The 22,404-nt window shown below is 54.5% G+C and carries 20 protein-coding genes and 2 pseudogenes; 12 read left to right on the top strand and 10 right to left on the bottom strand.

Translation table 11 applies throughout. From position 1 onward, the window contains the following. Positions 1–301: 301 nt before the first annotated feature. Positions 302–751: a hypothetical protein gene (locus ACIQVE_RS03530; protein WP_402804615.1), complete on the bottom strand. Its 450-nt coding sequence runs from the start codon at positions 749–751 to the stop codon at positions 302–304. Between the two features lie 85 nt (positions 752–836). Between ACIQVE_RS03530 and ACIQVE_RS03525 the strand changes: the two genes are divergently transcribed. Together ACIQVE_RS03525 and ACIQVE_RS03520 are read left to right on the top strand one after the other, a co-directional pair. Continuing rightward, positions 837–1,118: a helix-turn-helix domain-containing protein gene (locus tag ACIQVE_RS03525; protein WP_402804613.1), complete on the top strand. Its 282-nt coding sequence runs from the start codon at positions 837–839 to the stop codon at positions 1,116–1,118. A gap of 112 nt (positions 1,119–1,230) precedes the next feature. Then, positions 1,231–1,431, top strand: coding sequence for a hypothetical protein (locus tag ACIQVE_RS03520; protein WP_402804611.1), 201 nt, complete (start codon positions 1,231–1,233; stop codon positions 1,429–1,431). A gap of 170 nt (positions 1,432–1,601) precedes the next feature. On the opposite strand, the gene ACIQVE_RS03515 is transcribed toward ACIQVE_RS03520, so the two are convergent. The 3 genes from ACIQVE_RS03515 to ACIQVE_RS03505 form a co-directional block, all read right to left on the bottom strand. Continuing rightward, positions 1,602–3,818 carry a hypothetical protein gene (locus ACIQVE_RS03515; RefSeq protein ID WP_402804610.1) on the bottom strand — a complete coding sequence of 739 codons (2,217 nt, stop codon included), beginning with the start codon at positions 3,816–3,818 and terminating at the stop codon, positions 1,602–1,604. A 32-nt stretch (positions 3,819–3,850) separates the two neighbouring features. Continuing rightward, the gene (locus ACIQVE_RS03510) at positions 3,851–4,813 is read right to left on the bottom strand and encodes a hypothetical protein (RefSeq protein ID WP_402804608.1); all 963 of its coding nucleotides are present in this window, start codon (positions 4,811–4,813) and stop codon (positions 3,851–3,853) included. Between the two features lie 163 nt (positions 4,814–4,976). After that, positions 4,977–5,402 carry a hypothetical protein gene (locus ACIQVE_RS03505; protein WP_402804606.1) on the bottom strand — a complete coding sequence of 142 codons (426 nt, stop codon included), beginning with the start codon at positions 5,400–5,402 and terminating at the stop codon, positions 4,977–4,979. Positions 5,403–5,853: 451 nt separating this feature from the next. On the opposite strand from ACIQVE_RS03505, the gene ACIQVE_RS03500 reads away from it, so the two are divergent. The 10 genes and pseudogenes from ACIQVE_RS03500 to ACIQVE_RS03455 all read left to right on the top strand — a co-directional run bounded on the left by ACIQVE_RS03500 (position 5,854) and on the right by ACIQVE_RS03455 (position 17,168). Next, positions 5,854–9,126, top strand: a complete 3,273-nt coding sequence (locus ACIQVE_RS03500; RefSeq protein WP_402804603.1) for a DEAD/DEAH box helicase — start codon at positions 5,854–5,856, stop codon at positions 9,124–9,126. A gap of 688 nt (positions 9,127–9,814) precedes the next feature. After that, positions 9,815–10,165 carry a hypothetical protein gene (locus tag ACIQVE_RS03495; RefSeq protein WP_402804601.1) on the top strand — a complete coding sequence of 117 codons (351 nt, stop codon included), beginning with the start codon at positions 9,815–9,817 and terminating at the stop codon, positions 10,163–10,165. Between the two features lie 159 nt (positions 10,166–10,324). Continuing rightward, positions 10,325–11,302: pseudogene (gene istA, locus ACIQVE_RS03490) on the top strand (IS21-like element ISPpu27 family transposase); the annotation flags it as partial. After that, positions 11,295–12,098: an IS21-like element helper ATPase IstB gene (gene istB, locus ACIQVE_RS03485; RefSeq protein WP_010466203.1), complete on the top strand. Its 804-nt coding sequence runs from the start codon at positions 11,295–11,297 to the stop codon at positions 12,096–12,098. The pseudogene istA and the gene istB, both read left to right, overlap by 8 nt. A 622-nt stretch (positions 12,099–12,720) precedes the next feature. Next, positions 12,721–13,782 (top strand): HWE histidine kinase domain-containing protein, encoded by a 1,062-nt coding sequence (locus ACIQVE_RS03480; RefSeq protein WP_402804598.1) that lies wholly within the window; start codon positions 12,721–12,723, stop codon positions 13,780–13,782. Continuing rightward, positions 13,772–14,140, top strand: coding sequence for a response regulator (locus tag ACIQVE_RS03475; RefSeq protein WP_402804596.1), 369 nt, complete (start codon positions 13,772–13,774; stop codon positions 14,138–14,140). Before ACIQVE_RS03480 ends, ACIQVE_RS03475 begins: the two co-directional genes overlap by 11 nt. Before the next feature lie 150 nt (positions 14,141–14,290). Continuing rightward, positions 14,291–14,554, top strand: coding sequence for a hypothetical protein (locus ACIQVE_RS03470; protein ID WP_402804594.1), 264 nt, complete (start codon positions 14,291–14,293; stop codon positions 14,552–14,554). 6 nt (positions 14,555–14,560) lie between these two features. Further along, the gene (locus ACIQVE_RS03465) at positions 14,561–14,785 is read left to right on the top strand and encodes a helix-turn-helix domain-containing protein (protein ID WP_402804592.1); all 225 of its coding nucleotides are present in this window, start codon (positions 14,561–14,563) and stop codon (positions 14,783–14,785) included. 209 nt (positions 14,786–14,994) lie between these two features. Next, positions 14,995–16,530: a diguanylate cyclase gene (locus tag ACIQVE_RS03460; RefSeq protein WP_402804590.1), complete on the top strand. Its 1,536-nt coding sequence runs from the start codon at positions 14,995–14,997 to the stop codon at positions 16,528–16,530. A 371-nt stretch (positions 16,531–16,901) separates the two neighbouring features. Further along, positions 16,902–17,168 (top strand): hypothetical protein, encoded by a 267-nt coding sequence (locus ACIQVE_RS03455; protein ID WP_402804588.1) that lies wholly within the window; start codon positions 16,902–16,904, stop codon positions 17,166–17,168. 104 nt (positions 17,169–17,272) lie between these two features. Here the strand turns inward: ACIQVE_RS03455 and ACIQVE_RS03450 are convergent, their stop codons facing one another. From ACIQVE_RS03450 to ACIQVE_RS03425, 6 genes and pseudogenes are all read right to left on the bottom strand, one after another. After that, complete coding sequence (locus tag ACIQVE_RS03450; RefSeq protein WP_402804586.1) at positions 17,273–17,812, bottom strand: flavin reductase family protein; 540 nt, start codon at positions 17,810–17,812, stop codon at positions 17,273–17,275. 24 nt (positions 17,813–17,836) lie between these two features. Continuing rightward, positions 17,837–18,085 (bottom strand): annotated as a pseudogene (locus ACIQVE_RS03445) (FAD-binding oxidoreductase); the annotation flags it as partial. A gap of 99 nt (positions 18,086–18,184) precedes the next feature. After that, the gene (locus ACIQVE_RS03440; protein ID WP_402804584.1) at positions 18,185–19,429 is read right to left on the bottom strand and encodes a cation:proton antiporter; all 1,245 of its coding nucleotides are present in this window, start codon (positions 19,427–19,429) and stop codon (positions 18,185–18,187) included. After that, positions 19,426–19,584 carry a flavin reductase gene (locus ACIQVE_RS03435; protein ID WP_402804582.1) on the bottom strand — a complete coding sequence of 53 codons (159 nt, stop codon included), beginning with the start codon at positions 19,582–19,584 and terminating at the stop codon, positions 19,426–19,428. The genes ACIQVE_RS03440 and ACIQVE_RS03435 overlap by 4 nt, the downstream gene beginning before the upstream one ends. Further along, the gene (locus tag ACIQVE_RS03430) at positions 19,584–20,675 is read right to left on the bottom strand and encodes a Rieske 2Fe-2S domain-containing protein (RefSeq protein ID WP_402804580.1); all 1,092 of its coding nucleotides are present in this window, start codon (positions 20,673–20,675) and stop codon (positions 19,584–19,586) included. The genes ACIQVE_RS03435 and ACIQVE_RS03430 overlap by 1 nt, the downstream gene beginning before the upstream one ends. Next, on the bottom strand, positions 20,672–22,393 hold the full coding sequence (locus tag ACIQVE_RS03425) for an NAD(P)/FAD-dependent oxidoreductase (protein ID WP_402804578.1): 1,722 nt from the start codon (positions 22,391–22,393) through the stop codon (positions 20,672–20,674). Before ACIQVE_RS03425 ends, ACIQVE_RS03430 begins: the two co-directional genes overlap by 4 nt. Between the last annotated feature and the right edge of the window lie 11 nt (positions 22,394–22,404).

Genomic DNA, 22,404 nt, shown 5'->3' with positions numbered 1-22,404 from the left:
AGGAGAGTGGGAGAGATCCAGACGGTGCCCGCCGCCGAAGAAGCCTCGAAGAACGTATTGCTAATCTGCAGGCGGAGAATACCGACTTGATAAAGCAGCGAGACCAGCTCTTTGAAGCACTGTCGGCAATTGCGCACAACTGTCTGCTGAAAGGATTGGATGTCGAAAACATACTGACTCCGTTGCGGAAACGGTAAGTGGTAGAAAGGTTGCCAACGCCGCCAACTGACTCGGCGGGCAGGCTAGATTGCCTAATCGCTAGCGCGTCGAAGATGCCGTTAACCGTTCGAGCGTGTTGGTCTCATGCTCGCCGAGATGCCGGTGTAGCCGAAAAAATGATACGAGGATTTTGCAAATCGGATGTGCTGGACCCCAAGGCCTCAGTGTAGGTATGCCCTCCCTCCAGGCTATACACGTAGGCCGCCTCCTCACTGGTGTTATCCACCATTTCGCGCACCTCTAACAGCCTCTCCATCTTCCACCCGTCACTTCCGTTCAGATAAGCCGGTGAAACCAACTGCACATCCAACAGCCAGATGTCTGCTCCCTGTTCGTTAAGTAGCTTCTCAAGCGCTGAAACGCTGGCAAGCATAACCATACTAGTCAACGCTTCACCGCCTTGTTGTCGCCCTACTCTGACGTAAAACCAGGGACAATGAGTGGTCTGCTCAACGTACTGCCAGTACTGGGTAGAGTCATCTCCCAGGTATGCGCCGAGGAAAATCTCTGCTGGTTTGTGAGTGATGAACATAGCTCCACCCCAAAAGTGAACACTATAGATTGTAGCTCTATAGAGCTCGCGAAGGCTTCATCGTTCCTTTTGCGAGGTCGGCAATATGGAACTGAAACAGGCTTTTGGCACGGCCCTGAAAAAGCTGAGATCGGAGAGAAAGCTTTCGCAGGAGGATTTTTCCGACGTCAGTAGTCGTACCTATCTCAGCACCCTAGAGCGCGGTCTGAAGAGCCCTACGATCGAGAAGGTAGACGAGCTAGCATCTGTAATGGACGTTCATCCGCTGACCATCCTCGTAGGCTGTTATCTGCTTCAGGACAATCCGATGACCCTTGACGAGCTGTTTTCTCGGATTCGAACGGAACTGCCAAGCGAGATGAAATGAACATTTGGCGGATTAGGATTACCCTCCATAAGCAAAGGGGATCAACGGAAGACTGCGGGTTGTAAGGCTTGTGCTAGCATCCAATTTGATCCGAAGATCGAGGTCAGCAGCGATGAAGCATCCAGTTCAGCCGGAAAATAGCCTCTCTGAAATTTTGGAAGGTAAACACAAACGTCGTGATGCGTTAATGCTTGCTATTAGCCTTGCGTCGCCGTCCGAGCTAGAAGGATCTGCTCAGCGTTTGAAAGAGGTGATGAGGAAAGCAGCTGGCGCGCGCCGTCAGCGCATTCCCCCACCAGAGTTCGCACGATAGGCGAAAGTACGATTTCTGCTTCTTTGAACAACAGCGCTACCGTGTCGATCGTCGGTGTCAGCCCCGTACCGTGGATTACCAACGTTGATGACCATATCTACTGCAGTTATTGCCTATAGCCCTCGTGCCAACTGACATGCTCACGCTCCCTTTTGGTTCTCGGCGCAGGTTCATGTCCGTTTAGTGTGACGGCTGACCAGTAGGCCGTCGTCCCGCAAGCGTGCGAAAGGCAGCAGCCAATTCATGATTGTTTCTTGATCATTAGTGCTACCACAGGAGTCGGATTCATCGAGCAATTCGAGCATCGCGCGAAATGCATAATCGACGACATGGCAGTTAGAAACGACACGCCCAGAATCGACGTGATGATGAATCATTTCAATGAGCTGGGTATGATCGTCTGGGCGATCGTCTAAGCTTAAGGACGAAGCCACATATGCTGGAAAGCCACGTTTTCGGACCGCGACTATGGCGATGGCCCTGTATAGGTTTTCCACATCTTGCTGGCAAATGTAGGGCCCTGCAGCCCCGATCGAAGCAGATGTAAAGAAGTACTGTAAGGCTTCTACCCCAGGCAGTATGTCAGTGTTCCAACGACCATGATCTAGAAGTGATGGCTCCCTAGCATCCCGTGCGACGAAGATATTATCTAGGTGCCTTGAGAACTCCTCTGCTTGTTTGGAATGCAGAAATCGCTTCCACCAGGAGCCAAATTCACGCCTAAACACCCGTTGCTTTACCTCGGGAAGCAATGTTTCATTCAACCAGCGCAAAGTGAACTCACAAGGCCACCATCCTTTCGGTGAAGGGGATCTGTACGTGAGATCATCCGGCGCCCATAGCAGCTTAACCCTGTTACCGGACGTAAACTCCTCCTCTTTTGAAGCGCTAATTAAACAGTGATAACCGGCGTCGAATTCTGCAGTAGCAGACTGATGGCACGGTTTAAGAAACTCCGCATGGCCGTCGAATATATGCCAAGGTGTAGAGCCATTCGCATAATCGTGCTCCTCGGTGAATCGTCCGATCTCTCTCCAGACATCTTCACGTAGGGAAGCAATGACAACTCTATGCGACCCACTCCTATCCAAAAATGGAAAATCTACAGCTGACCAATTGCTTTCGATGGCCTTTAGCGCATCGCGCATGACATTGGTTAAGAGATCAGATATATCGGCTAGTTCTTGGACAATCTCTTCTTGGAGAGTCAGCCGGCAATTAGGTAGGTCGATCAGGTACTGGTTGGGCTCGCCTGGCATCTTTCCAATGATGAAGGTACGAGCTTTGCTCGACAGGGGCGCCCCTGCTGCAAAAAGAAAGCACTTCAGGAGCCAATCGTGACTCACCGTAATCGTGACTCCCTTTAAATTCTCTTGGTGGAAGTCAAAAGCGGCGGATGCTTTGGAGGATATTTGGTCAGGCAGGAACACACTAACTGAGAACCATGGCCCACTATAAAACCAATGCCGGCCGGTATGACTGACTTTCCGGAACGCGTTTATGGAAAAAGACAACTCCCCTGTCATTCGATGGGCGGAGGGTATTGTCGATCCAGCCGGTAGGTTACTGCCGCCCGAAATGCTGTCGAGTAGCCAGCCCGATTTTTCAATGAACTCTCTGGCCTTCTGTGCGACTCGCTCTCTGGGATCGAAGACTGCTTTTGAGACAGCATCGAGAAACCCGCTACGTTCCATCCACAAATTGCCGAAGGTCTCGACGTGCGCCCCTGGAAAAAACTTTGATAGCAGATCCGGATAAGACTGGGTTTTCTGTGTCAGGTGGTGAGCCGTCCAAAGTTCACCTTCAATTCCGGACTGCCTTAAGCGTTTTCTTTCGATGTCCCAACGTTTTGCCAGAGGCTCGCCAAGATCCTCTTGTGCCAAAATAAGCGTAAATGATCGAGTATCTTTCGCCCATTGACCTTGAAGAAATCGATCAATTGCTTTGGTTAGTCGTGTCGAATCGAATTTCTTCCAAGCCTTGCACTCGTACACATTAAGCTTGTCGATAAAGCGTTCATCATAAGCAAAAAGATCAATGCCGCCCTGCTCAGTTCCATTTTTACCGAGCCTTTGACAGCCATGCAGCGATTGCTCCTTGGTCAGCAGCGACCAACAGAACTGTTCGAAAGAAGCCGCCGGCATCCTGGCGAAGTCGAGCAGAAACTCACCGCGATGAAATACGCGTTCGACTGGTTTGACCGATGCCTCTGCGTGAAGATGATCGGGCCATTCTTGGGGTAATTCTTCATGGACTTGAGAACTATCTGCAAATGTGTACGATTGCCCCTGATTTGAAAAATTCAAAATACATTTCCGAATGTGTTTTCGGCCAAAATCTTGGCGGGATTTCAATAATGCTGCTAGCCGATGCTTGCCGCGCAGCACCGGGATAATTACCCCAAGAACTTTATGGCCATTTATACATCGTACTTGATAGTATGGCTCGTTGATGCTGGCATGTGTTCAGTGCCAAACTTCCAGAAGCTACCAGCATCATGAATTGCCTCCACAACAAGATGAGTATAGTTTTTGCTTAGAGCTCTTTTAAATATTTCATTGCTAGGGATCTCGGCATATACATAGTCAGCATTGAGAGTTGGTTTAAAGTAATTTATTAGGCTCATTTCCACAAGAGAAATCGCGTCCTCAACAGAGACATCGCTAGTGTAATTACGCTCTAAGTGCATGCTTCCGTCAGGCAGATTTTTTTTGATTATTTTGTCGCTATCAAATTGAAATGCGTACAAGTAAATATCGGAATCATCATCCAGCTCCGCTAGAGCCTGTTGTATTTTTTCATGCTTATATATTCTGTCCACGAGTGATGATGATTTTCCTATATAAGCAATTCTAGGGTAGTCCCTTGCAACAATTTCATATGCGGATATGATGCTGTGAATTGGAATTATAGCATCATTAGCTTGCCCGTCAGGAGTGTAAAGCCTTAATGCGACATTCTTTTTTGTCTGCTTTTCTGGAATCAACGACAAACCAATTATTGGTAGCTCCCCAGGTTCAGCTAGCAATCGCTTATAGTCATCTGTATCTTCGACAGACCTCATGTGCTTTTGGAGCGTTCCTGTATCGATATAAATCTTTTTGAACATTTCTCCCAAATCAATAAATAGCGGTGCCGCATCAATCGTCTCCCTTATCACTTCCCCATCGCGCAGTCTAAAATCAATTCGCAATCTTCCTTTGCTTGATAACTTTATTTTTTTGGGGTCAACACGAATCTTTCCTCTTTCAGCTATAAAATAAATATTGCCTTTTTCAATGTGCTCAAGATTTTTTAGAATTTTTCTGTTTTTGTCGTACAGCTGCTCAGGCTTGAAAAATATTGACTGAGTCAAGTGAGCATTGAAATATATTTCGTCCATATAAGCTTTAATTCCCTGCTTCTATAATGATAATCGATTTAAAGTTCGTCTCTGCGTAAGTGGCGTGCCGGTGTACTACTGGAAATTCTTTGATTTACGCCGCTTATGCTTCCCCGCTGCCCAGAGTATGAAATCCAGAGCTTTATGCTCAGAAACCTCACTCTCAGCGCAGCCAAATTTTGATCGAAACTGAGTTCTCACCAATCTGAGCGAATCGTCCTCTATGGATAGGTAGGTGTGGCGATATGGTCGCAGCGAGTTTGGTGGCGAAGGAAAATTGGAGCGACTGCTGCCCTTTCAGATTTGGATAGTCCCTCAGTTCCGTGGTAATCGCGCCGACATCGGCCCTCCCCTCCAACCTTGCAGAACTCATCAGTTCAAAAAAACGCTTCTTGAAAGCCGCGGTGAGCCCCGCACTGTCCAGCCGATAGAATGACCGAAAAACGAACTGGAACAGTTCATCTTGAGCAGGATCGTAAGTCTTGAAGCGCTCAGATAAGAATCGATATACAGTTACCGACTCAGTACTCAATTCACCAAGGACTGCCGTCGCTTTATCATCGACCCAAACCAGTTTCCCCATTTCCATTGTCGCTCCTTATCTAGCATGAAGACACGTGGCGTGTCGGGGCGGTGATAACCGAAATAATGCATACACCCAGTACGATGCTAAGAGGCGAGGTATCGTCTTCCAGCCCCTGTGAGCGCTTGGGCGAAGTGTCGATGCCCAAAAGCTACATCCTGTTCGCTGCCTATTCGCCGGTCGAGTGCTGCCGGCATGGACTCTTGGGGGGGGGCATGCATGCGTTGCGTTCCTTCATCAACGTGTTATGGCCGATCGCCAGCAGCTCATGAGATTACTGGATTGGACAAATCAACACTATCCAATTGAGTCTCGAACATCTGGCGCTCTGCTCTAGCCCCACGTTGCCTACGGCTGACCAACGCTCATCGAAATATTAAAGCCACTAATCTGCCACCAATCTTATAATCTTCAGCTACACATCAACCCCACACGGTATTAATCAGGAAGGAACCAGATGGTTGAGCTACCGCCAGTGGTTTATGAGCAGAGATGTTCCGTTGGAAAGATTCGCCATCAATTGCATCCGGCGGTCGTCACTCGTGTGACCAACGAGACGCTCATACCTATTTCTCCCAGAATCAGGGAGCGTTTGTGGTCGCTGGACAATGGCAGTCGTGTTTTGATCACAGAGCGCGCGAGTGTCGCGCTGCCTGAAGGGGTGGATGGGATCATTCAGCTCCGACAAAACAAGTATGTCTGGAGAGCTCATCGCCTCTTAAATGACCTAAAAATCAGGCTTGAAGAGTTGTCCTTGGCTGACTTGGCGAAGGAAGCAGCAGACAGCTGGCAGAATCAGGTCTCGTACCGTGCTGAGCGGCGGGATGCTTCGGGGAATATACCTGAGGGTCAAGAAGGGCTGCGACCTCCGCAGTTAGGGGCTCTCTTCGCTATCGGGGCTCATTGGAGCCTCGATGCTCAGCCCGCGACAATCGTCATGCCCACGGGAACGGGCAAAACTGAAACGATGCTGGCCACACTGACAGCTCATGGTAAATCGCCGATCTTGGTGGTTGTGCCATGGGACTTGCTGCGTCTCCAGACTGCAAACAAATTCCAAGGCCTGGGGCTGCTGCGCAAACTTGGCGTAGTGCCCAACGACATCATCAACCCCGTGGTTGGAATTATCACCTCTAGGCCAAAAACGGAAGCAGACTTAGAGATATTCACGCAATGTAACGTAGTGGTATCAACGATCGGATCACTGACGTTTGAACTTGACAGCCTCCTACCCGCCGCTATCGCTCAGCGCTGTAAAGCACTGATCTTGGACGAAGCACACCATGTGCCCGCCAAGACGTGGAGCGGATTGAAATCAGCCTTTCGATCGATTCCAACGCTCCAGTTCACGGCAACACCTTTTCGCCGGGACGGAGAATTAGTCGACGGTAAAGTGGTCTTCAACTACCCACTCGCCGCCGCGCAAAGAGACGAATACTTCAAACCTATACATTTCGAACCAATCTACCAGCCAAGCGGTGGCAGACAGGCAGACCAAGCGATAGCAGTGGCAGCAGTGCACAAACTCCGACAGAATCTTGAGGCAGGTCTCAATCACCTGCTGATGGCTCGCTGTAGCAGCATTGCACGAGCGACTGTTATTGAACATATCTACAGAGGCCTTGCGCCTGACCTTCGACCTGTACTCATACACTCAAAAATCAATGACACCGAGACTCGGCTCGCCAATCTGCGTTCAGGTGCTTCCCGGGTAGTGATTTGTGTCGACATGCTTGGTGAGGGGTTCGACCTGCCTCAATTGAAGATTGCGGCGCTTCATGACAGCCATCGAAGCTTGGCGATTCTGTTGCAATTCATTGGGAGATTTACTCGCGTTGCAGGGCAGGACATTGGTGAAGCTACAGTAGTCGCCAATATCGGAGACCAGGATGTGGCCCATTCGTTGGAGCGCCTCTACAGCGAAGACGCAGACTGGAACCGAGTGTTGAGCGAGCTCAGCTCGAATGCCGTGCGGGAACATAGCGAGCTTGTAGCCTTCCTCCGAGCCTCTAACCGCTTGGATGAGGAAGATGATGCAAACGTGGCGCTATCGCCTCAACTACTCCGACCAGTCTTCAGCACAGCGACCTACAGAGCTCAACAGTTCTTCCCCAACCGCTTCCATCATGGCCTGTCCTCAAAACTTCAGGTTAAAGGTGCTTGGCTTAACAGGGAGATGCGTACACTTTATTTCGTTACCCGGTCCGAGGGACGAGTTCGCTGGACAAACGCCAAAGGCGTACTGGATCGTGAATGGACGTTGTTCGTGCTACACCACAACGAAGAGCTTGGTCTACTGTTCCTCTCTTCCACGGATCACAGCTCTCTGTTTCCGGAGCTAGCACAGCACGTTACAGGCCAAGCCGATCTGCTGCAGGGCGAACGGATGTTCCGAATGCTGGGGCAAATCAACCGCCTGGTGTTCCAGAACATGGGCGTAAAGAAACACGGGCGCAGAAATCTCAGCTACGCAATGTATACCGGCGCAGATGTCGCCGTTGCGCTTGGTCTGGCTGAGCGCAGTGGTTCTGTTAAAAATAATGTCAGCGGTACCGGATGGGAAAATGGCGAAAAAGTCTCAGTCGGGTGTTCGTACAAAGGCCGGGTCTGGTCTCGAGAGCAAGGCTCCATTCCTGAGTTCGTACGGTGGTGTGCAGGGGTAGGCGCCAAGCTTCTGGACGATAGCATCGTAGTTGATGACATCATTGCGAACGTTCTGATTCCTACGGAGGTGACTGGGTTTCCGAATGACAAGATCGTGCTCACAGTCGAATGGCCAGCCGAGATTATTAGCATTGCTGAAGACCGAGTGGTGCTGATCACCCCAGCCTTTCCGACCGGCCTCCCGATTACCTTCGTCGACTTGCGCTACATCGATGTTGCGGCTAACAACATGCGGTTTTCATTGGCCAGCGACGAAACGGGCGACTTCGCCGAGTTTACGCTCACGGTCGGAGGCGAAAATGGTTACTCCGTAACGCAGACTGCAGGTGACCCTGTAGAACTAACTATAGGTAGAAGCTCGGGGACATTAAGCCAGTATTTGAGCGAGTACCCTCCTCTGGTACGTTTCGTCGACCTGACCGAGTTGGACGGCAACATGCTCATCCAGCCCCAAGACCCAAGGCATCTGCAGATCGGAGAAGAACGATTCGAGGCCTGGGATTGGACAGGAGTCGACTTCACCAAAGAATCTTATTGGAAGGATGATCTTGCCCGAGTCGACTCTGTCCAGTGGAAGGCCGCTCAACATTTCATCCAAGGTGGGTTTGAGATTGTATTCGATGACGACGGGGCCGGCGAGGCAGCTGACCTGGTATGCCTCAAGGAAGAAAATAATCGCATCCGTCTTACTCTCATACACTGCAAGTATTCGGGTGGAAGGACTTCTGGCGAACGCGTGAAGGATGTCGTTGAGGTCTGCTCGCAGGCGATAAGGTCCGCGAAATGGAAGTGGCGCTTCTCCGAGCTTGGGAAGCACATTCAAGGTCGTGAAGATCGGCTGACGTCATTACAGCGTCCTACCCGTTACCTCGCGGGCAATGGGTTGATGCTCAACGAGTTGATCAAAATGGCACGATTCAAAACGATCGAGGCGGAGATTGTGATCGTCCAGCCAGGCCTCTCGGTACGTGGTCGTACCGCTGACCAGAATTTGGTGCTCGCCGCCGCGGTGGCCTATCTCAAGGAAACGATAGGGTGTGATATGGATATTGTGTGCAGTGAATGAGTCATAAGGCGTAGATCTATACATCATAGGCGCGAGCCTCCGACGGTATTCTGGGTGAACCATCGTGCTGCATTGAAATCGACAGGAATGGCCATCGTTAAATTCCTTTTCGGATCGGGCTTAAGATGCTGACCTTCCCCATGCATCCATCGCATGGATAGCTAATACCTTGCATTCAACGCCTCATCGATGACAGCTATGACTTCCAACGGCGACATCTCAAAATAGTATTTGGAGGGTATTCCGCTATTTGCAAAATAGAGAACGTCTCCCTGAGGCCGAAAGACGTATCCGCCCAAGGCAATGGTTTCGGTTGAGTCCGCTTGGAGATGTACCTTGAGCTTGACGAGCTGGGTCTCGTTCATCGAAATCTTCATCCAATCGCCCCAATAAGTTCGCAGTGCGATGGATCGATTCATAAACTTCCTATATGTCGGTGGGGGGAGCGGCGGCGCCAAGCTACAGCGACTCGTCAGGTTTTGAGGATCCTAAAATCCACCCAGTAAATCCTGTCGCTAGTCGTGGACTTTAGCGACCAAACTTATACCAACTGCCTCCTGAAAGCCCAGCGCATGATACCGGTTTGATGCATGATGGCCACTCGCCTCGGAGCATCAGAGGTCGTAACATCGGGAGCGTCGATGGGCTAGGCGACTTCTGAAATACGGTTTTCTAAGAAGGAGCTGAGATGACCATCCCAACGCAGAAAGAGATCGCAATCGCAGCCGCGGAAGGCCGACTGCTAGATATGATATTCAAGGACAGCTGGCGGCATGATACCTATGCCTATTCACAAGTGTTGATCACCGCCCACCAAGCGAAGGATATTAATCTACGCGCCCTCCTCCCTTTTCCTGAGGAGCCCGCCTACTCGAACCATGAACTGTATGCAGGTTTGGGAATCCTGTTGCCGGCATTGTGCGCCATCGCGCTCAACTGTGATGACTTGCTTGAGCTCATGGCTGGGGCGATCCATCAGGAGGATCCGATGCTCAGCCACCTGGTGTTTACGGAGTCGATGAAATGGTGTTGCCGCTGACCGAAAACTGACCCAGTAAAGGCTGTTCTGCCGACTGAAAACTGACCCAGGTGTTCAACTGCTTCTGCTCACTTTTCGAGCAGGAGAACACAGGGTGATCAGCATGGAAATGTTGGGAAAAATCCGGCGGATGTACTTCCGCGACAAGCTCTCGCTGCATCAGATACCCGCTCGTTTGGCGCGTTAGGTGGGGTGCCGCGTCGCGGCATCTACGACAACATGAAGACCGCTGTCGACAAGGTCAACAAGGGTAAGGGCCGCACGGTCAATGCTCGGTTTGCCGTGATGTGTGCGCACTACCTGTTCGACCCGGACTTCTGCAACGTCGCTTCCGGCTGGGAAAAAGGCATCGTTGAAAAGAACGTCCAAGACAGCCGACGGCGCATCTGGCTCGATGCTCAAAACTGCATGTTCCACACCTTCGAGGAATTGAATGCCTGGCTCGGCCAACGCTGCCGTGCGCTCTGGGGCGAACTGCTGCACCCGCAGTACAACGGGCTGACCGTGGCGGACGTCCTGGAGCTGGAACGCGCTGAATTGATGCCGATGCCGACTGCCTTTGATGGCTACGTCGAGCGCACCGTACGGGTCTCCAGCACCTGCCTGATCAGCGTGGCGCGAAATCGCTACTCGGTGCCGTGTGAGCGGGTCGGCCAGTGGGTCAGCAGCCGTTTGTATCCTTCCCGGGTGGTGGTCATCGCCGATGAAACGACGATTGCCAGCCACGAGCGTCTGTTTGATCGAGATCAGGTCAGTTTTGACTGGCAGCATTACATCCCGCTTATCGAGCGCAAGCCTGGAGCGCTGCGCAATGGCGCTCCGTTTGCTGATCTGCCGAAGCCGTTGCAGCTGCTAAAACGCGGTCTGAGGCGTCACGCCAATGGTGATCGAGTCATGACGCAGGTACTGGCGGCAGTTCCCATCGCCGGGCTCGATGCCGTGTTGGTGGCTGTGGAGTTGGTACTTGAATCAGGCAGCTTGAGTGCTGAGCACATCCTGAATGTCCTGGCTCGACTGACATCTACAGCAGCCCCTCCGTCCGCCGAAACCAGCCTTCAACTCAAGATAGCGCCTGTCGCCAATACGGCACGCTACGACCGGCTCCGTACCACCGATGAGGAGACTCGCAATGCGTGATCTTATGGCGGAACTCAAAGAACTGCGTCTGCATGGCATGGCCAGCGCCTGGGAAGAACTAGCCTCGCAAGGAGAAGCTTCGACGGCATCCTCGAAATGGCTGCTCGAGCATCTTCTCCAACAAGAACATGCGGATCGAGCGGTGCGCTCAGTGAACCACCAGATGAACATGGCCAAACTCCCCATGCATCGTGATTTGGCCGGCTTCGACTTCAGCGCTTCCAGCGCAGATGCCCGCCTGATCAGGGATCTGTCCAACCTGGAGTTCACCGATACCGCGCAGAATGTCGTGTTCATCGGCGGGCCTGGAACAGGCAAAACACACCTCGCCACCGCCTTGGCTGTGTCCGGGATCACGACGCATCACAAACGTGTGCGCTTCTACTCCACGGTGGATCTGGTCAATCTGCTGGAGCGCGAAAAGTACGATGGCAAGACGGGCCGCATCGCTCAAGGGCTGTTACGAACAGACCTGGTGATACTCGATGAACTGGGGTATTTGCCCTTCAGCCAGAGCGGTGGTGCCCTGTTATTTCACTTGCTGTCCAAGCTGTACGAGCACACCAGCGTGGTGATCACCACCAACCTCAGCTTCTCGGAATGGTCGAGTGTGTTTGGTGACGCCAAGATGACAACGGCGTTGCTGGATCGGCTGACACACCACTGCCACATCGTCGAAACGGGCAACGAGTCCTACCGCCTGCAACACAGCAGCTTGGTCGCCCAGACTAAGATCAAATCACGTGAACGAAAGCGCAAAGACAATGATGGTGCCGAGGACGATGAGCTGTTTTGATCTGCACCAAAAATACCCTGCCGCATGCCCACATGCGGTGGGGCTTTAATGCCTCTTCCACCGGGACACGACTGCTAAGCTTATCCACAATTGCTGATGCCAAAATCAGCAATCCGCCCTGGGTCAATTTTCAATCGGCAGGGTGGGTCAATTTTCAATCAGCGCCAACAAGCCACTGAACTGGTGCTCAGCCTCTCCAAGGTCAATGCATGCTGCACTAACGTTGGAAATATGGAAAGGGGGTGGGCGAGGGGCGAAGAAACCCAATGCCCGCTTCTGGACGGAAGCAGCCGCTCATGACTGACCGCCTCCGGCCAGAAGCGGACATTCGGGACCGAGCGTAACCTCAGGCATCACGAAGGCTGTTACCCGCAGCCGGACCTTTATTGGCCCCGTGATCGACGGAGTGATCCTGACCGTAATCTTCGGCGGCTATATCCTGTTTGCGTGGCTGGGGTCATAGCATCGGATGCTCGCCTAATTGCGCTAAGCGCGGACTCATGACGAACGTTGGCACCAAGAAAACCGATGGACGATCGTCTATTGTGATGGTTCATGTAGGAGGTGTGATTCGCTGCCAGGCGGTATAAGGTCTAGCAGACAATTCGAGTGGAGCTTTGATATGTCTGAAGTCCAGCAAAAATCAGAAAAGCAGGAAGACGCTGAGGCCGCCGTCGACGATTTCCGAAAGGACCTTGGACCTTTTGTTGTTGCCGCGGAGACGACACGCATGGCAATGCTTTTTACCGACGCGAAGGCACCCGGCGACCCGATCGTTTACGCAAACGACAGCTTTCTAAAGCTGACTGGGTACGATCGGAACGAGGTATTGGGCCAGAGTTTCAATTCCTTACTGGAACAACGCGTCGACCCTGAGGTCATCGAGAAGATCAAGTCCGAATTCGAGAAATGTGAGAATCACGACAATAACCTGGATATCGACTATAACCGGAAGGACGGCAGTGCGTTGTTCGTCTCGGTTTTCATAAGCCCGGTGTGGGACGAGAGTGGCGAGATCGTGCAGCATTTCGTTTCGTTCATGGATATTACCAAGCACAAAGAGGCGCAAAACAAGTCGAAAATGTTCATCGACGAGCTTAATCATCGCGTAAAAAACACTTTAGCCACGGTGCAGGCGATAGTCTGGCAGTCGTTCAAAAAATCATCCGATACCCAGATCGTTCGAGAGTCTATCGATTCCCGCCTCTTTGCTCTTTCTCGATCGCATGATCTCCTTACCCGTGAGCATTGGAACGGCGTGAGTTTTCGCGATTTAGTGAACGAGGTATTGGAGCCGTTTGGGGTAGCAGGCGATGGGGCGGCGCGCTTCATCATCGCGGGTCGAAATGTCCGCATTTCACCGCAGACGGCGCTGGCGCTAGGTGTCGCGCTCAACGAACTCGCGACAAACGCCCTGAAGTACGGTGCCTTATCCAACGAAGCAGGATGCGTCCTGATCGAGTGGGCGGTTGCGCCAATGCCGGCGGGCAACAGGCTGATTATTCGTTGGCAGGAAAAGGACGGCCCAACTGTGGCTCCGCCGTCGCGCAAAGGGTTCGGTTCGCAGGTGATCGAGCGTGGGTTGTGTCATGAGCTGGCAGGGACAGTGCATCTCGACTTTCCGGAAGCAGGCGCGGTTTGCATGATCGATATTCCGGCACCCGAGCGTGCCCATGTCGAGTAAGCCGCTTGCCGGTCGGCGCATCTTGGTCGTCGAAGACGAGTTGATGATTTTGATGCTCGTCGAGGACATGCTGGCCGAACTCGGGTGTACCTCCATCACGTCAGCCGCAACTGTTGACCAAGCACTTGCTATTATCGACGAGAAAGACTTCGACGCCGCGACATTGGACGTCAACCTACACGGGATCAAAAGCTTTCCCATCGCCGACGCGCTCATCGCGCGCGGCGTACCCTTCATGTTTGCAACCGGATTTGGCGCGGAGGGAGTACCGGCCCGATATAACGAGCAACCTGTCCTAAGAAAGCCGTTCCGCTACCAAGATGTATCAGACCAATTCCAGCGGCTCTTAAACTGCTAAACAGCAACCCTTGGTCCGCGCCAACGATGAGGCGGTGCCTGCGATCTACTCAATGAAGCGCAGGGGCGTGATCTTGGGCCGCCCAAATAGGTGTCCCCCGACGTTCCACGGCACCTTCGACTCGTAGAAAAGCTGCGCGTAGCTCGTATCGTGACGCCGGTGCTGATCCTGTCGGGCGTTAACGAGATCGACAGCAAGGTGCGCTCGTTCGGCTTCGGCGCAGACGATTACGTCACCAAGCCCTTTCATCGCGACGAGCAGGTCCCGCGCATTCACGCCGTTGTCCGCCGATCGAAGGGCCACAGCCAGTCGGTGATCCGCACTGGCAAGCTGGCAATCAACCTCGACGCCAAGACCGTCGAAGTCGACAACGCCCGCGTCCACCTCGCCGGCAAGGAATATGCGCTGCTCTAGCTCTTATTGCTCCGCAAGGGCACGACGCTGACCAAGGACATGTTCCTCAACGACGCCTATGGCGGGATGGACGAGCCCGAACTCAAGATCATCGACGTCTTCATCTGCAAGCTGCGCAAGAAACTGAGCCTGGCGTGCGACGGCGAGAATTACATCGAGACCTTCTGGGGTCGCGGCTATGTATTGCGCGATCCCGAAGAGGTCCGCGTGGTCAAGGCGAAGGTCGCCTGACCGAGCTGATGGCAGCCGATGCGAGCATGATCCCGCCGCTCTGATAGCTCCTCACAGGCTCAGCCGCAGGCGTTTTCACACGTGCATGTTGGGCTAATTAAGCCCATATTGATTCGGTATTCAGATCGCTGTGGGTATGCTTAACCTGGAATTGATGAATGTAGAAAATTCACAGTAAGGTTCAGCACACCGAAACTATGAAGAGATCCATGAAAACCATTACGTTCGTGTCTGGTCGATTAACACCTAAAGCTCTTTCTGTGGGCCTGGTAGCTTTCATCTTTTTGGTCTGTGTCATGCTGGTGTCCGCAATTACTTGGCAGTTAAAGCAGTCGGCGGACGAACGATTGACTAATGCCCAAATTGCTGTTCACAACATTGTTCGGGCTTCCGAGCAGCAGGCTCAAGACACCTTGCGTCAGGCTGAAAGCATTCTCAGCAACCTTGCAGAGCGCGTTGAAAATGACAAACTTAGCAACGAACAGAGAATTCGTTTATCCAAAGTAATGGCCAACAACGTTGAGGCAACTGACGGAATTCAAGCGTTGTTCATTTACGACGAGAATGGCGACTGGGTTGTTAATTCGTTCTCCTCAGAGACAGTCGCAAAGAACAATAGCGATCGTTCTTATTTTATCTACCACAGGAACCATCCTGGCACGGCCATCCATATAGGCGAGGTGATTTTGAGTCGCACTACCGGCGACATGATCATCCCTGTCAGCCGTCGCACTCAATACCCCGATGGCAGCTTCAGCGGAGTGGTTTTGGCGACGTTGCCCGTTGCATACTTTCAAAGTTTCTTTGAACGTTTAGACGTAGACAAACAAGGGGTGATACTGCTTGCACTGAATAACGGCGATTTGCTGGCCCGCCGACCAATGATTGGCGCGCTAATGACGACTAATATCGCAAAGGGAGAGCTATTTAGTCGATACTTAAAAAGCAGCAACGAAGGAACAGCAAACTGGACGTCGGGCGTGGACGGGGTAGAAAGAGTTTATGCGTACAGCCGCGTACGAGGCCTTCCGATCGTCGCTGCAGCAGGATTGTCGTTAGATTCAGTATTTGCAACATGGTGGACGTACGTCTATCAGGCATCGGTTATGGTGCTGCTTATAATTTTTGTGCTGACCAGTCTGGGCTTTCTCTTTTACCGACAAATTCAACGCTTGTTGGTGGCAGAAGAAGAACTGCGTCTTGCGCATCAAGATTTGGAGCATATTTCTAAAACAGACAGCCTTACGGGGTTGCCCAACCGTAGGTATTTCGACGCTACATTGACACAAGAGTGGTCGAGAGCATGCCGCACTGGAAATAGCTTAGCGCTCATACTTATCGATATAGACTGGTTCAAACAGTACAACGACCATTATGGTCACGTTCTCGGCGACGAATGCTTAAGGCAAATCGCAGAGTTGATAGGTAAAAATATAAATCGTCCAGCCGACCTCGCTGCCCGGTATGGTGGTGAAGAGTTTGTAATCTTGCTTCCAGAGACGGAACTGGCAGGTGCACTAAAGATCGCCGAGGAAGTGCGGTCAGTAATAGAGGCTTCTAAAATTGAACACAGAGGCAGCACAGCAGGCATTGTCACCATCAGCGCAGGTGTCGCTTCCAACCATCAAGATGGCGTAATTGTCTCGACTAATTTGCTGGAGAAGGCCGACAGTCTTCTGTATCGCGCAAAAAAACTGGGGCGCAATCGAGTTGAACATCAGGTGCGGGGAGCCCTCGAAACATAGAGCGTCACGACTGCAGGTCGCCCCCCCCCCCCTGCAGGTCCATTTAAATCAACGCACAGTGTTCCTCTGATCATCGGCGTGCTACTCACTGAATATCCCCGGATTCCTAGACGTTTCTGACACTCAGTTTTTGACCGTTAGCTTTCTTCCTCGAGAGGTAGCAATGGGTCAATTACGGCCCTTGACGACAAATAGGTTGAACGCTGAATGCGAATAAACACCTCTTATGTTCAACCAGATGCCATGTTAGAAATGTTCATGAGCCTCGTAAGGCACTGATTCGACAAACCTGCTTTTGACGTCCACTCTCTCAACCTCAACGGGCCATGTCCTTCGTGTTCATGGCGAGTCATTGAATAAGGTGGCTGGCGATGAAACTGATTCAGTGCCGGTACTCTTCTGATCAGCGTGTACCGTTGCTCTTGCAAACCGGAGATGCGACGCCGTTGCCAATGCTTGTCCCGTTCATCTACGTTCAACTCAAGCTAAGGTACCGCGCTTACAACACGGCTGCGGCTCATCTGCGCGCGATCTTTGCTTTCTACACCGATGCCAATACCCGAGATCTGGATACTGAGGCCAATTTGGAGGGCCATGAGCAACTCGCTTTACCACCGAAGCATCAACCCCCAGGTTAACCACTAGTAAAATAATATGTGCGGCCAACAAGCAGGCTCCATACAGTGCACCGACGAACGTATTTCATGGTGCTCTCCCCTTTTGCGGCAAACGATCGACAGTGTCAGCTCGCCAGTGCCGGATGCGCGGCGGCAACTCGGTACTGGCCTGCATGGAAGACCAGCGGTTCTGCGCCGCTGTATCGGTATTGTTCGATCTCGCCAATGAATATCAGGTGGTCACCGCCCTCGTATTGGGTGACGTTGCGGCACACCAGCACTGCCACCACATCTTCCAGCACTGGGGCTCCCGCCTTGCCATAGGAATGAGCTACACCGGCGAACTTGTCAGCTGCTGCCCGTGCGAACTGCTCCGACAAGTGGTGCTGGTACGCGCCCAGCACGTTGATGGCGAAGTGGCTCGCCGAGCAAAAATCCTTCAGGCTCGGTGCCGTGCGTGCCAGGCTCCAGAGCACCAGCGCCGGCGACAGCGACAGTGAGGTGAACGAGTTGGCGGTCACACCGACGTTGCGGTCGTCAGCGGTGCGCGTGGTGATCACGGTCACACCGGTAGCGAACTGCCCCAGCAAGTTGCGCAGTTCGCGGACATCGCGGCCCTCGGCATCGAGCAAATCGTGAGCCTTGGTTTCGCTGGCAGCATTCATGGTGATCTCTCCCCTCAAGCCGGCTCAGGCGGCCTGTTGGCTCATTTTTGTGATAAAGGCATGGCATTGCTCGGCGTCGAACCACCAGGGTGCGAACTGGCGCGGGTCGTCGAAAGCAGTGGTAATGGCGCTGGCCAGCGGCTGTACCTGGCTGGCGGCACGGAGCAGTTGAAGCACGTGCTCGGCGGGTGGCACCAACATGCTGTTGGTCCAGATCACGACATGGCGGGCATAGTCCCAGTACTGCTCGAAGGTCTGCGCCATCCAGGCACGACTGAAGGGTTCCTCGTCCTGAGCGAGAATTCCCTCCAAATGGGTATCCCCCCCTTTAGAGGGGCAATTTTCAATTGGCGTATACATGTCTGGCGCGCTTCACTTACTGGCATCCGGGATTGCTGGCGTCGCGCGCGATTGCACGCGCAGCGTGAATCGAACCAGCGGTGCGGTCAGCACCGTCGTCACCAGCGCGAACACCACGAGGATCGTGTAGACCCTTGGCGGAAGGATCTGCATCTGCAGACCGATTGACAAGACGATTAGCTCCATCAAACCGCGCGTATTCATCAACGAGCTCGCCAGCATCGCATCGTGTGGCGCAAGCCCGGTGGCACGCGCGCCCAGATAGCTGCCGCCGAACTTACCGATGAATCCGCCCACGAGGAAGACACCGCACCACATCCATGATGCTGCGTCGTCGATCGTGCCGATCGACGCATGCAGCCCCGCATACGCGAAAAACACCGGCATCAGCACAAGCTTGACGAAACCTTCGACGTTGTCGCGCCACTCCTTCGCGACGCCGGGCACATGCCGCACGAACAGCGCCGCCGCAAGCGCGCCAAATGCGCTATGGAATCCGATCAGCGACGTTGCGAGTGCCGACGCCATTACGAAGCAGAACAACACGGCCAAGCGGTCGCGCGCCGCATGCGCACTCGACGCGAGCCGCGCAAGCGTCGGTCGAATCGCAAAGCGCACCAGGAGCGCGCACACCACCAGATACGCGAGCAGGCTGACGAGCATGCGCGCAAATGCCCAGCCCGCCCCGCTCGATAGCGAGGCAATCGTTGCAAGCAGCATCCATCCGAGCGCATCCGTCAGCATCGCGGCAGACATCGCGTGCCGTGCACCCACCATGGCGCTGAGCGCCAGGTCGTCGATGATGCGCGCCATCACCGGAAGCGCTGACACCGCAAGTGCGACACCGCAGAAGAGCACATAGGGCAGCGCCGGTACGTCGCTGGCGAGCGTGTCTTTCGAGACGGTGGCGATGATCATGCCGATCGCGGCCGGTGCGGCGAACCCGCCCGCTGCGATCGCGACGGGCATGCGCCACCGCTTGCCGCGCAGCGTCTCGCCCAACTCCATATGCAGACCGACCTGAAACATCAGCAGTACCAGGCCGACTTCGCTGACTTGCGCCATCGCTGACATCGTACGTGGGCCGAACAATACGTCGTAGAAACTCGGTGCGATAACGCCGAACAGCGAAGGCCCCAACAGCAAACCGGCCGCGATCTCGCCCACGACCGCGCACTGGCCGAGCCGTTCGGCAATGCGGCCGCAGACGTTGCAGAGCGCGATCACCAGAACGAGTTGCAGCAGCCAGATAGTCATGAATACCTCGCAAAGAGCGACACCGACACGAAGCTGGTGGCCAGGATCCCAAGCGGGCCCGCCGCACCGTACGCCGTGATGACCGTGACGCCGCTCGCCAGGTTCGCGAGCGCCTGGCGGAGCAACGCGGCCGAGACCGGCTCGGCTTCACGCATCACCGCTCGCTCGCGACGCGGTCGACCCAGCCCCGGTAGAACGCACGGTACTTGAGCACGAGCTTGTCGTACTTGCTGTACGCGCCGCCGCCGTCCGGCTTCATCCCGTTCCAGATTTTGACGTCGTACCCCGCTGCCTGTCTGGTCTGCAGCCCGAACAGCACGAAGTCGGTCGCGCGGCGCAAGGAGCCGCCCACCTTCTTGATAGAGATGAGCATGTGCATGACGTTCCTGCCGTCGCTCACCGGCGTGACACACTGGAGCAGCTTGTATTTGAAGTCTCCGTCCAGGGCGACGGTCATGACGCACCCGCCGGGGTAGCCATCGAAGTGCAGGTTCATCTTCGACATGTTCAGGCCGAGAGCGCGCGACAGCATGCCGAGGGGGCCGAAGTACCGGTCCACGGTGAAGTCGATCCCGGCACCGAACCACGCGCCCGCCCGGGCCAGCGACTCAACCTCCGGCCACTGGCGCCAATCGTCGAAGAGCTTGAGCTCAAAGGCCGAGATCGGGAGCGCGTGCACGGGGGTCGCGTGCTGCGCGTCATAGAAGTTCTCGATGATCCGCAAGACCGCCGTCGTCGTCTCGAACGCGAAGTGAAGGTGCATAAAGTCGCTGTTATCGACGTCGGCCGCGGCGATTTCGGGCAGCGGGTGCAGCGGCTGCAGGGAGCCGTACCAGGCCCACAGGTAGCCGTATCGCTCGGCGGTGACCAACGTCGGCTGGCGCGCCCCACGTGGCACGGGCTCCAGCTGCCGCACCGCCTGACTGTCGCCGGGGATGTGAACGCACTGGCCCTGCTCGTCGTACCGCCAGTGGTGAAACGGGCACTGGATGCACCCGTCCTTGACAGTCCCGTCAGCCAGGTTCGCGCCTAGGTGCGAGCAGTGGCGGTCCATCACCACGGCCCGCCCCGTCGCTCCGCGCCACGCCACATAAGGACGGTCGAAGAGCGTCAACTCCGTCGGCTTGCCCTTGAGGTCGTCCGAGCGCATCACGACGTACCAGCTCGCGGCCAGGCGCGTGGTCGCGTCGTACGCCCCCGAGGGATGCTTCTTGACGCTCGCTTGATTCAATTGAATGTCGTTCATCGTTTTTTTGTCGTTGTCGGCCGGCTACTTCTGCCGATGCGGGTCGTGATGTACGCCTTGAGCAGCGCGAACATCGGGTTATAGTCGAAGTACTTTTTCACCTCTGCCGGCGCGCTGGTTTGCGTCCAGTACATCAGCTTCATCGCCGGCAGTAGGCTGTACTTCGAGTTGTTGAGCTGCGGCTTGTCCCCGGTGATGCAGTACCCGAAGCCGAGCATCGGCTTGGCGAAGTCTCGTTCTTCAATGAGGGCGTGAATCCGCGCCGCGGCCTCCTCGGCTGGCTTGCGCCCGGCGCTCACGGCCTCCACCTCGGCTTTGGCGTCGTTGAACAACTGGTAGTACTCCTCCATGTCCGCGCACAGGTACCCGAGATACGGGGGGTTGTTGTCGAGGTGATCGAGGTCACCCTCGTCGCGCGACACGCGGTACCTTGCGTGGGCTTGCACGAGCCGGAACTGCCCGAGGATTGTGCCGACCGCCCACAGCCTGTGGAACGCATTCCATAGGCGGAAGTTCGAGAACGCCGTGTAGCAGCAGCTGACGAAGTCGTCGTTGTGGTCCAAAAGCTTTTGCTGCAGGCGCTCGATGTACTCGAAGCGCTCGGGGGAGAAGTCGTCGTCGCGCAGCGCCTTGATGAGGCGGGCCGCGAGCGCGTGGATGGTCACCGCGGTGTTCTCAAGCCCCCGCGAGAAGAGCGGGTCGATGAACCCGTTCGCATGCAGCATCAGGCAGTAGCGGTCGCCGACGCAGGCGCTCGACGAGAATTGCAGGCGGTCGGTCTTGACCCAGTCGCGCACCGGCACGGCGTCCTGGAACTGCGCGCCGATGCTTGGGAATCGCGCGAGGAACTCGTCGAATTCCTGCTGCGCGGAGATGTCCGTTTTTGGGTAGACACGCGGGTCGAGCTGCAGGCCGACGCTCACCAGGTTGTTGGTCGACCGCGGGTGGTTGTTGAACGGAATCACCCAGAGCCAACCGCCCTCGAACATGTGGTGCAAGGTCCCCTCGTGCCAGCGCCAGCGCTGCCCCTTGACCTTGAAGATGTCGTCGAACGGCTTGACCCCGAGCATGTGCGTGTAGAGGCTGCGCGAGTGCGTCTTGAAGCGACACGGTTCTTCGCGGAGCTTGAACTTGGTCGCAAGCGGCGCACGGGGTCCTCCGCAGTCGATCATGTACCGGCCGGTGAACCGTTCGCCTTGGGCGGTGGTCACCGCGACGCCGTCTTTATCGGCGTGGTATTCAGTCACGTTAGTCTTCTGGCAAACCTTGCAGCCGTATTTAATGGCGGCTTGCAACAAGTAGGCGTCGACATCTTGCCGGTAATAATGGCTCTCCGGCCCCCACGGCAGCTCGGGAATGACGCACTGCGTGAACTCCTTCGGGTCGTGCTCCTGGCCAGGCTTGTGGAACACGAAGCCGAAGTTGCGCTTGATGCCCGTGCTCGACGAGACGTAACGTTGCGTCGAGTAGAACGACGTGATGTGATCGAGCTCCGGAATGTCGTAACGATCAGCGATGATGCGGTTCATAAGAGACGTCTCGGGAATCGACGATTCGCCGATCGTGAACCGCGGGTGCGACGACTCCTCGATGATCAGCACACGAAACTGCTTTTTGGCCAAGATGGCCCCCATCTGGGTGCCGGACATGCCCGAGCCGAGGATGATCACATCGAAATGGTTGCTATCGCGCCCGTTCGCGGGGCTCTTCTGAGTCATGGGGGTACACT

Origin of the sequence: Pseudomonas sp. NPDC098747 (genome assembly GCF_044760045.1) — a bacterium.
Classification (GTDB): Bacteria; Pseudomonadota; Gammaproteobacteria; order Pseudomonadales; family Pseudomonadaceae; genus Aquipseudomonas.
This window is presented reverse-complemented; position numbering and strand designations above follow the sequence as displayed.

Coding starts and splice junctions, on each gene's coding strand:
- ACIQVE_RS03530 (WP_402804615.1), bottom strand. CDS start 751: ATGTTCATCACTCACAAACCAGCAGAGATTTTCCTCGGCGCATACCTG.
- ACIQVE_RS03525 (WP_402804613.1), top strand. CDS start 837: ATGGAACTGAAACAGGCTTTTGGCACGGCCCTGAAAAAGCTGAGATCG.
- ACIQVE_RS03520 (WP_402804611.1), top strand. CDS start 1,231: ATGAAGCATCCAGTTCAGCCGGAAAATAGCCTCTCTGAAATTTTGGAA.
- ACIQVE_RS03510 (WP_402804608.1), bottom strand. CDS start 4,813: ATGGACGAAATATATTTCAATGCTCACTTGACTCAGTCAATATTTTTC.
- ACIQVE_RS03505 (WP_402804606.1), bottom strand. CDS start 5,402: ATGGAAATGGGGAAACTGGTTTGGGTCGATGATAAAGCGACGGCAGTC.
- ACIQVE_RS03500 (WP_402804603.1), top strand. CDS start 5,854: ATGGTTGAGCTACCGCCAGTGGTTTATGAGCAGAGATGTTCCGTTGGA.
- ACIQVE_RS03495 (WP_402804601.1), top strand. CDS start 9,815: ATGACCATCCCAACGCAGAAAGAGATCGCAATCGCAGCCGCGGAAGGC.
- istB (WP_010466203.1), top strand. CDS start 11,295: ATGCGTGATCTTATGGCGGAACTCAAAGAACTGCGTCTGCATGGCATG.
- ACIQVE_RS03480 (WP_402804598.1), top strand. CDS start 12,721: ATGTCTGAAGTCCAGCAAAAATCAGAAAAGCAGGAAGACGCTGAGGCC.
- ACIQVE_RS03475 (WP_402804596.1), top strand. CDS start 13,772: ATGTCGAGTAAGCCGCTTGCCGGTCGGCGCATCTTGGTCGTCGAAGAC.
- ACIQVE_RS03460 (WP_402804590.1), top strand. CDS start 14,995: ATGAAAACCATTACGTTCGTGTCTGGTCGATTAACACCTAAAGCTCTT.
- ACIQVE_RS03455 (WP_402804588.1), top strand. CDS start 16,902: ATGAAACTGATTCAGTGCCGGTACTCTTCTGATCAGCGTGTACCGTTG.
- ACIQVE_RS03450 (WP_402804586.1), bottom strand. CDS start 17,812: ATGAATGCTGCCAGCGAAACCAAGGCTCACGATTTGCTCGATGCCGAG.
- ACIQVE_RS03440 (WP_402804584.1), bottom strand. CDS start 19,429: ATGACTATCTGGCTGCTGCAACTCGTTCTGGTGATCGCGCTCTGCAAC.
- ACIQVE_RS03435 (WP_402804582.1), bottom strand. CDS start 19,584: ATGCGTGAAGCCGAGCCGGTCTCGGCCGCGTTGCTCCGCCAGGCGCTC.
- ACIQVE_RS03430 (WP_402804580.1), bottom strand. CDS start 20,675: ATGAACGACATTCAATTGAATCAAGCGAGCGTCAAGAAGCATCCCTCG.
- ACIQVE_RS03425 (WP_402804578.1), bottom strand. CDS start 22,393: ATGACTCAGAAGAGCCCCGCGAACGGGCGCGATAGCAACCATTTCGAT.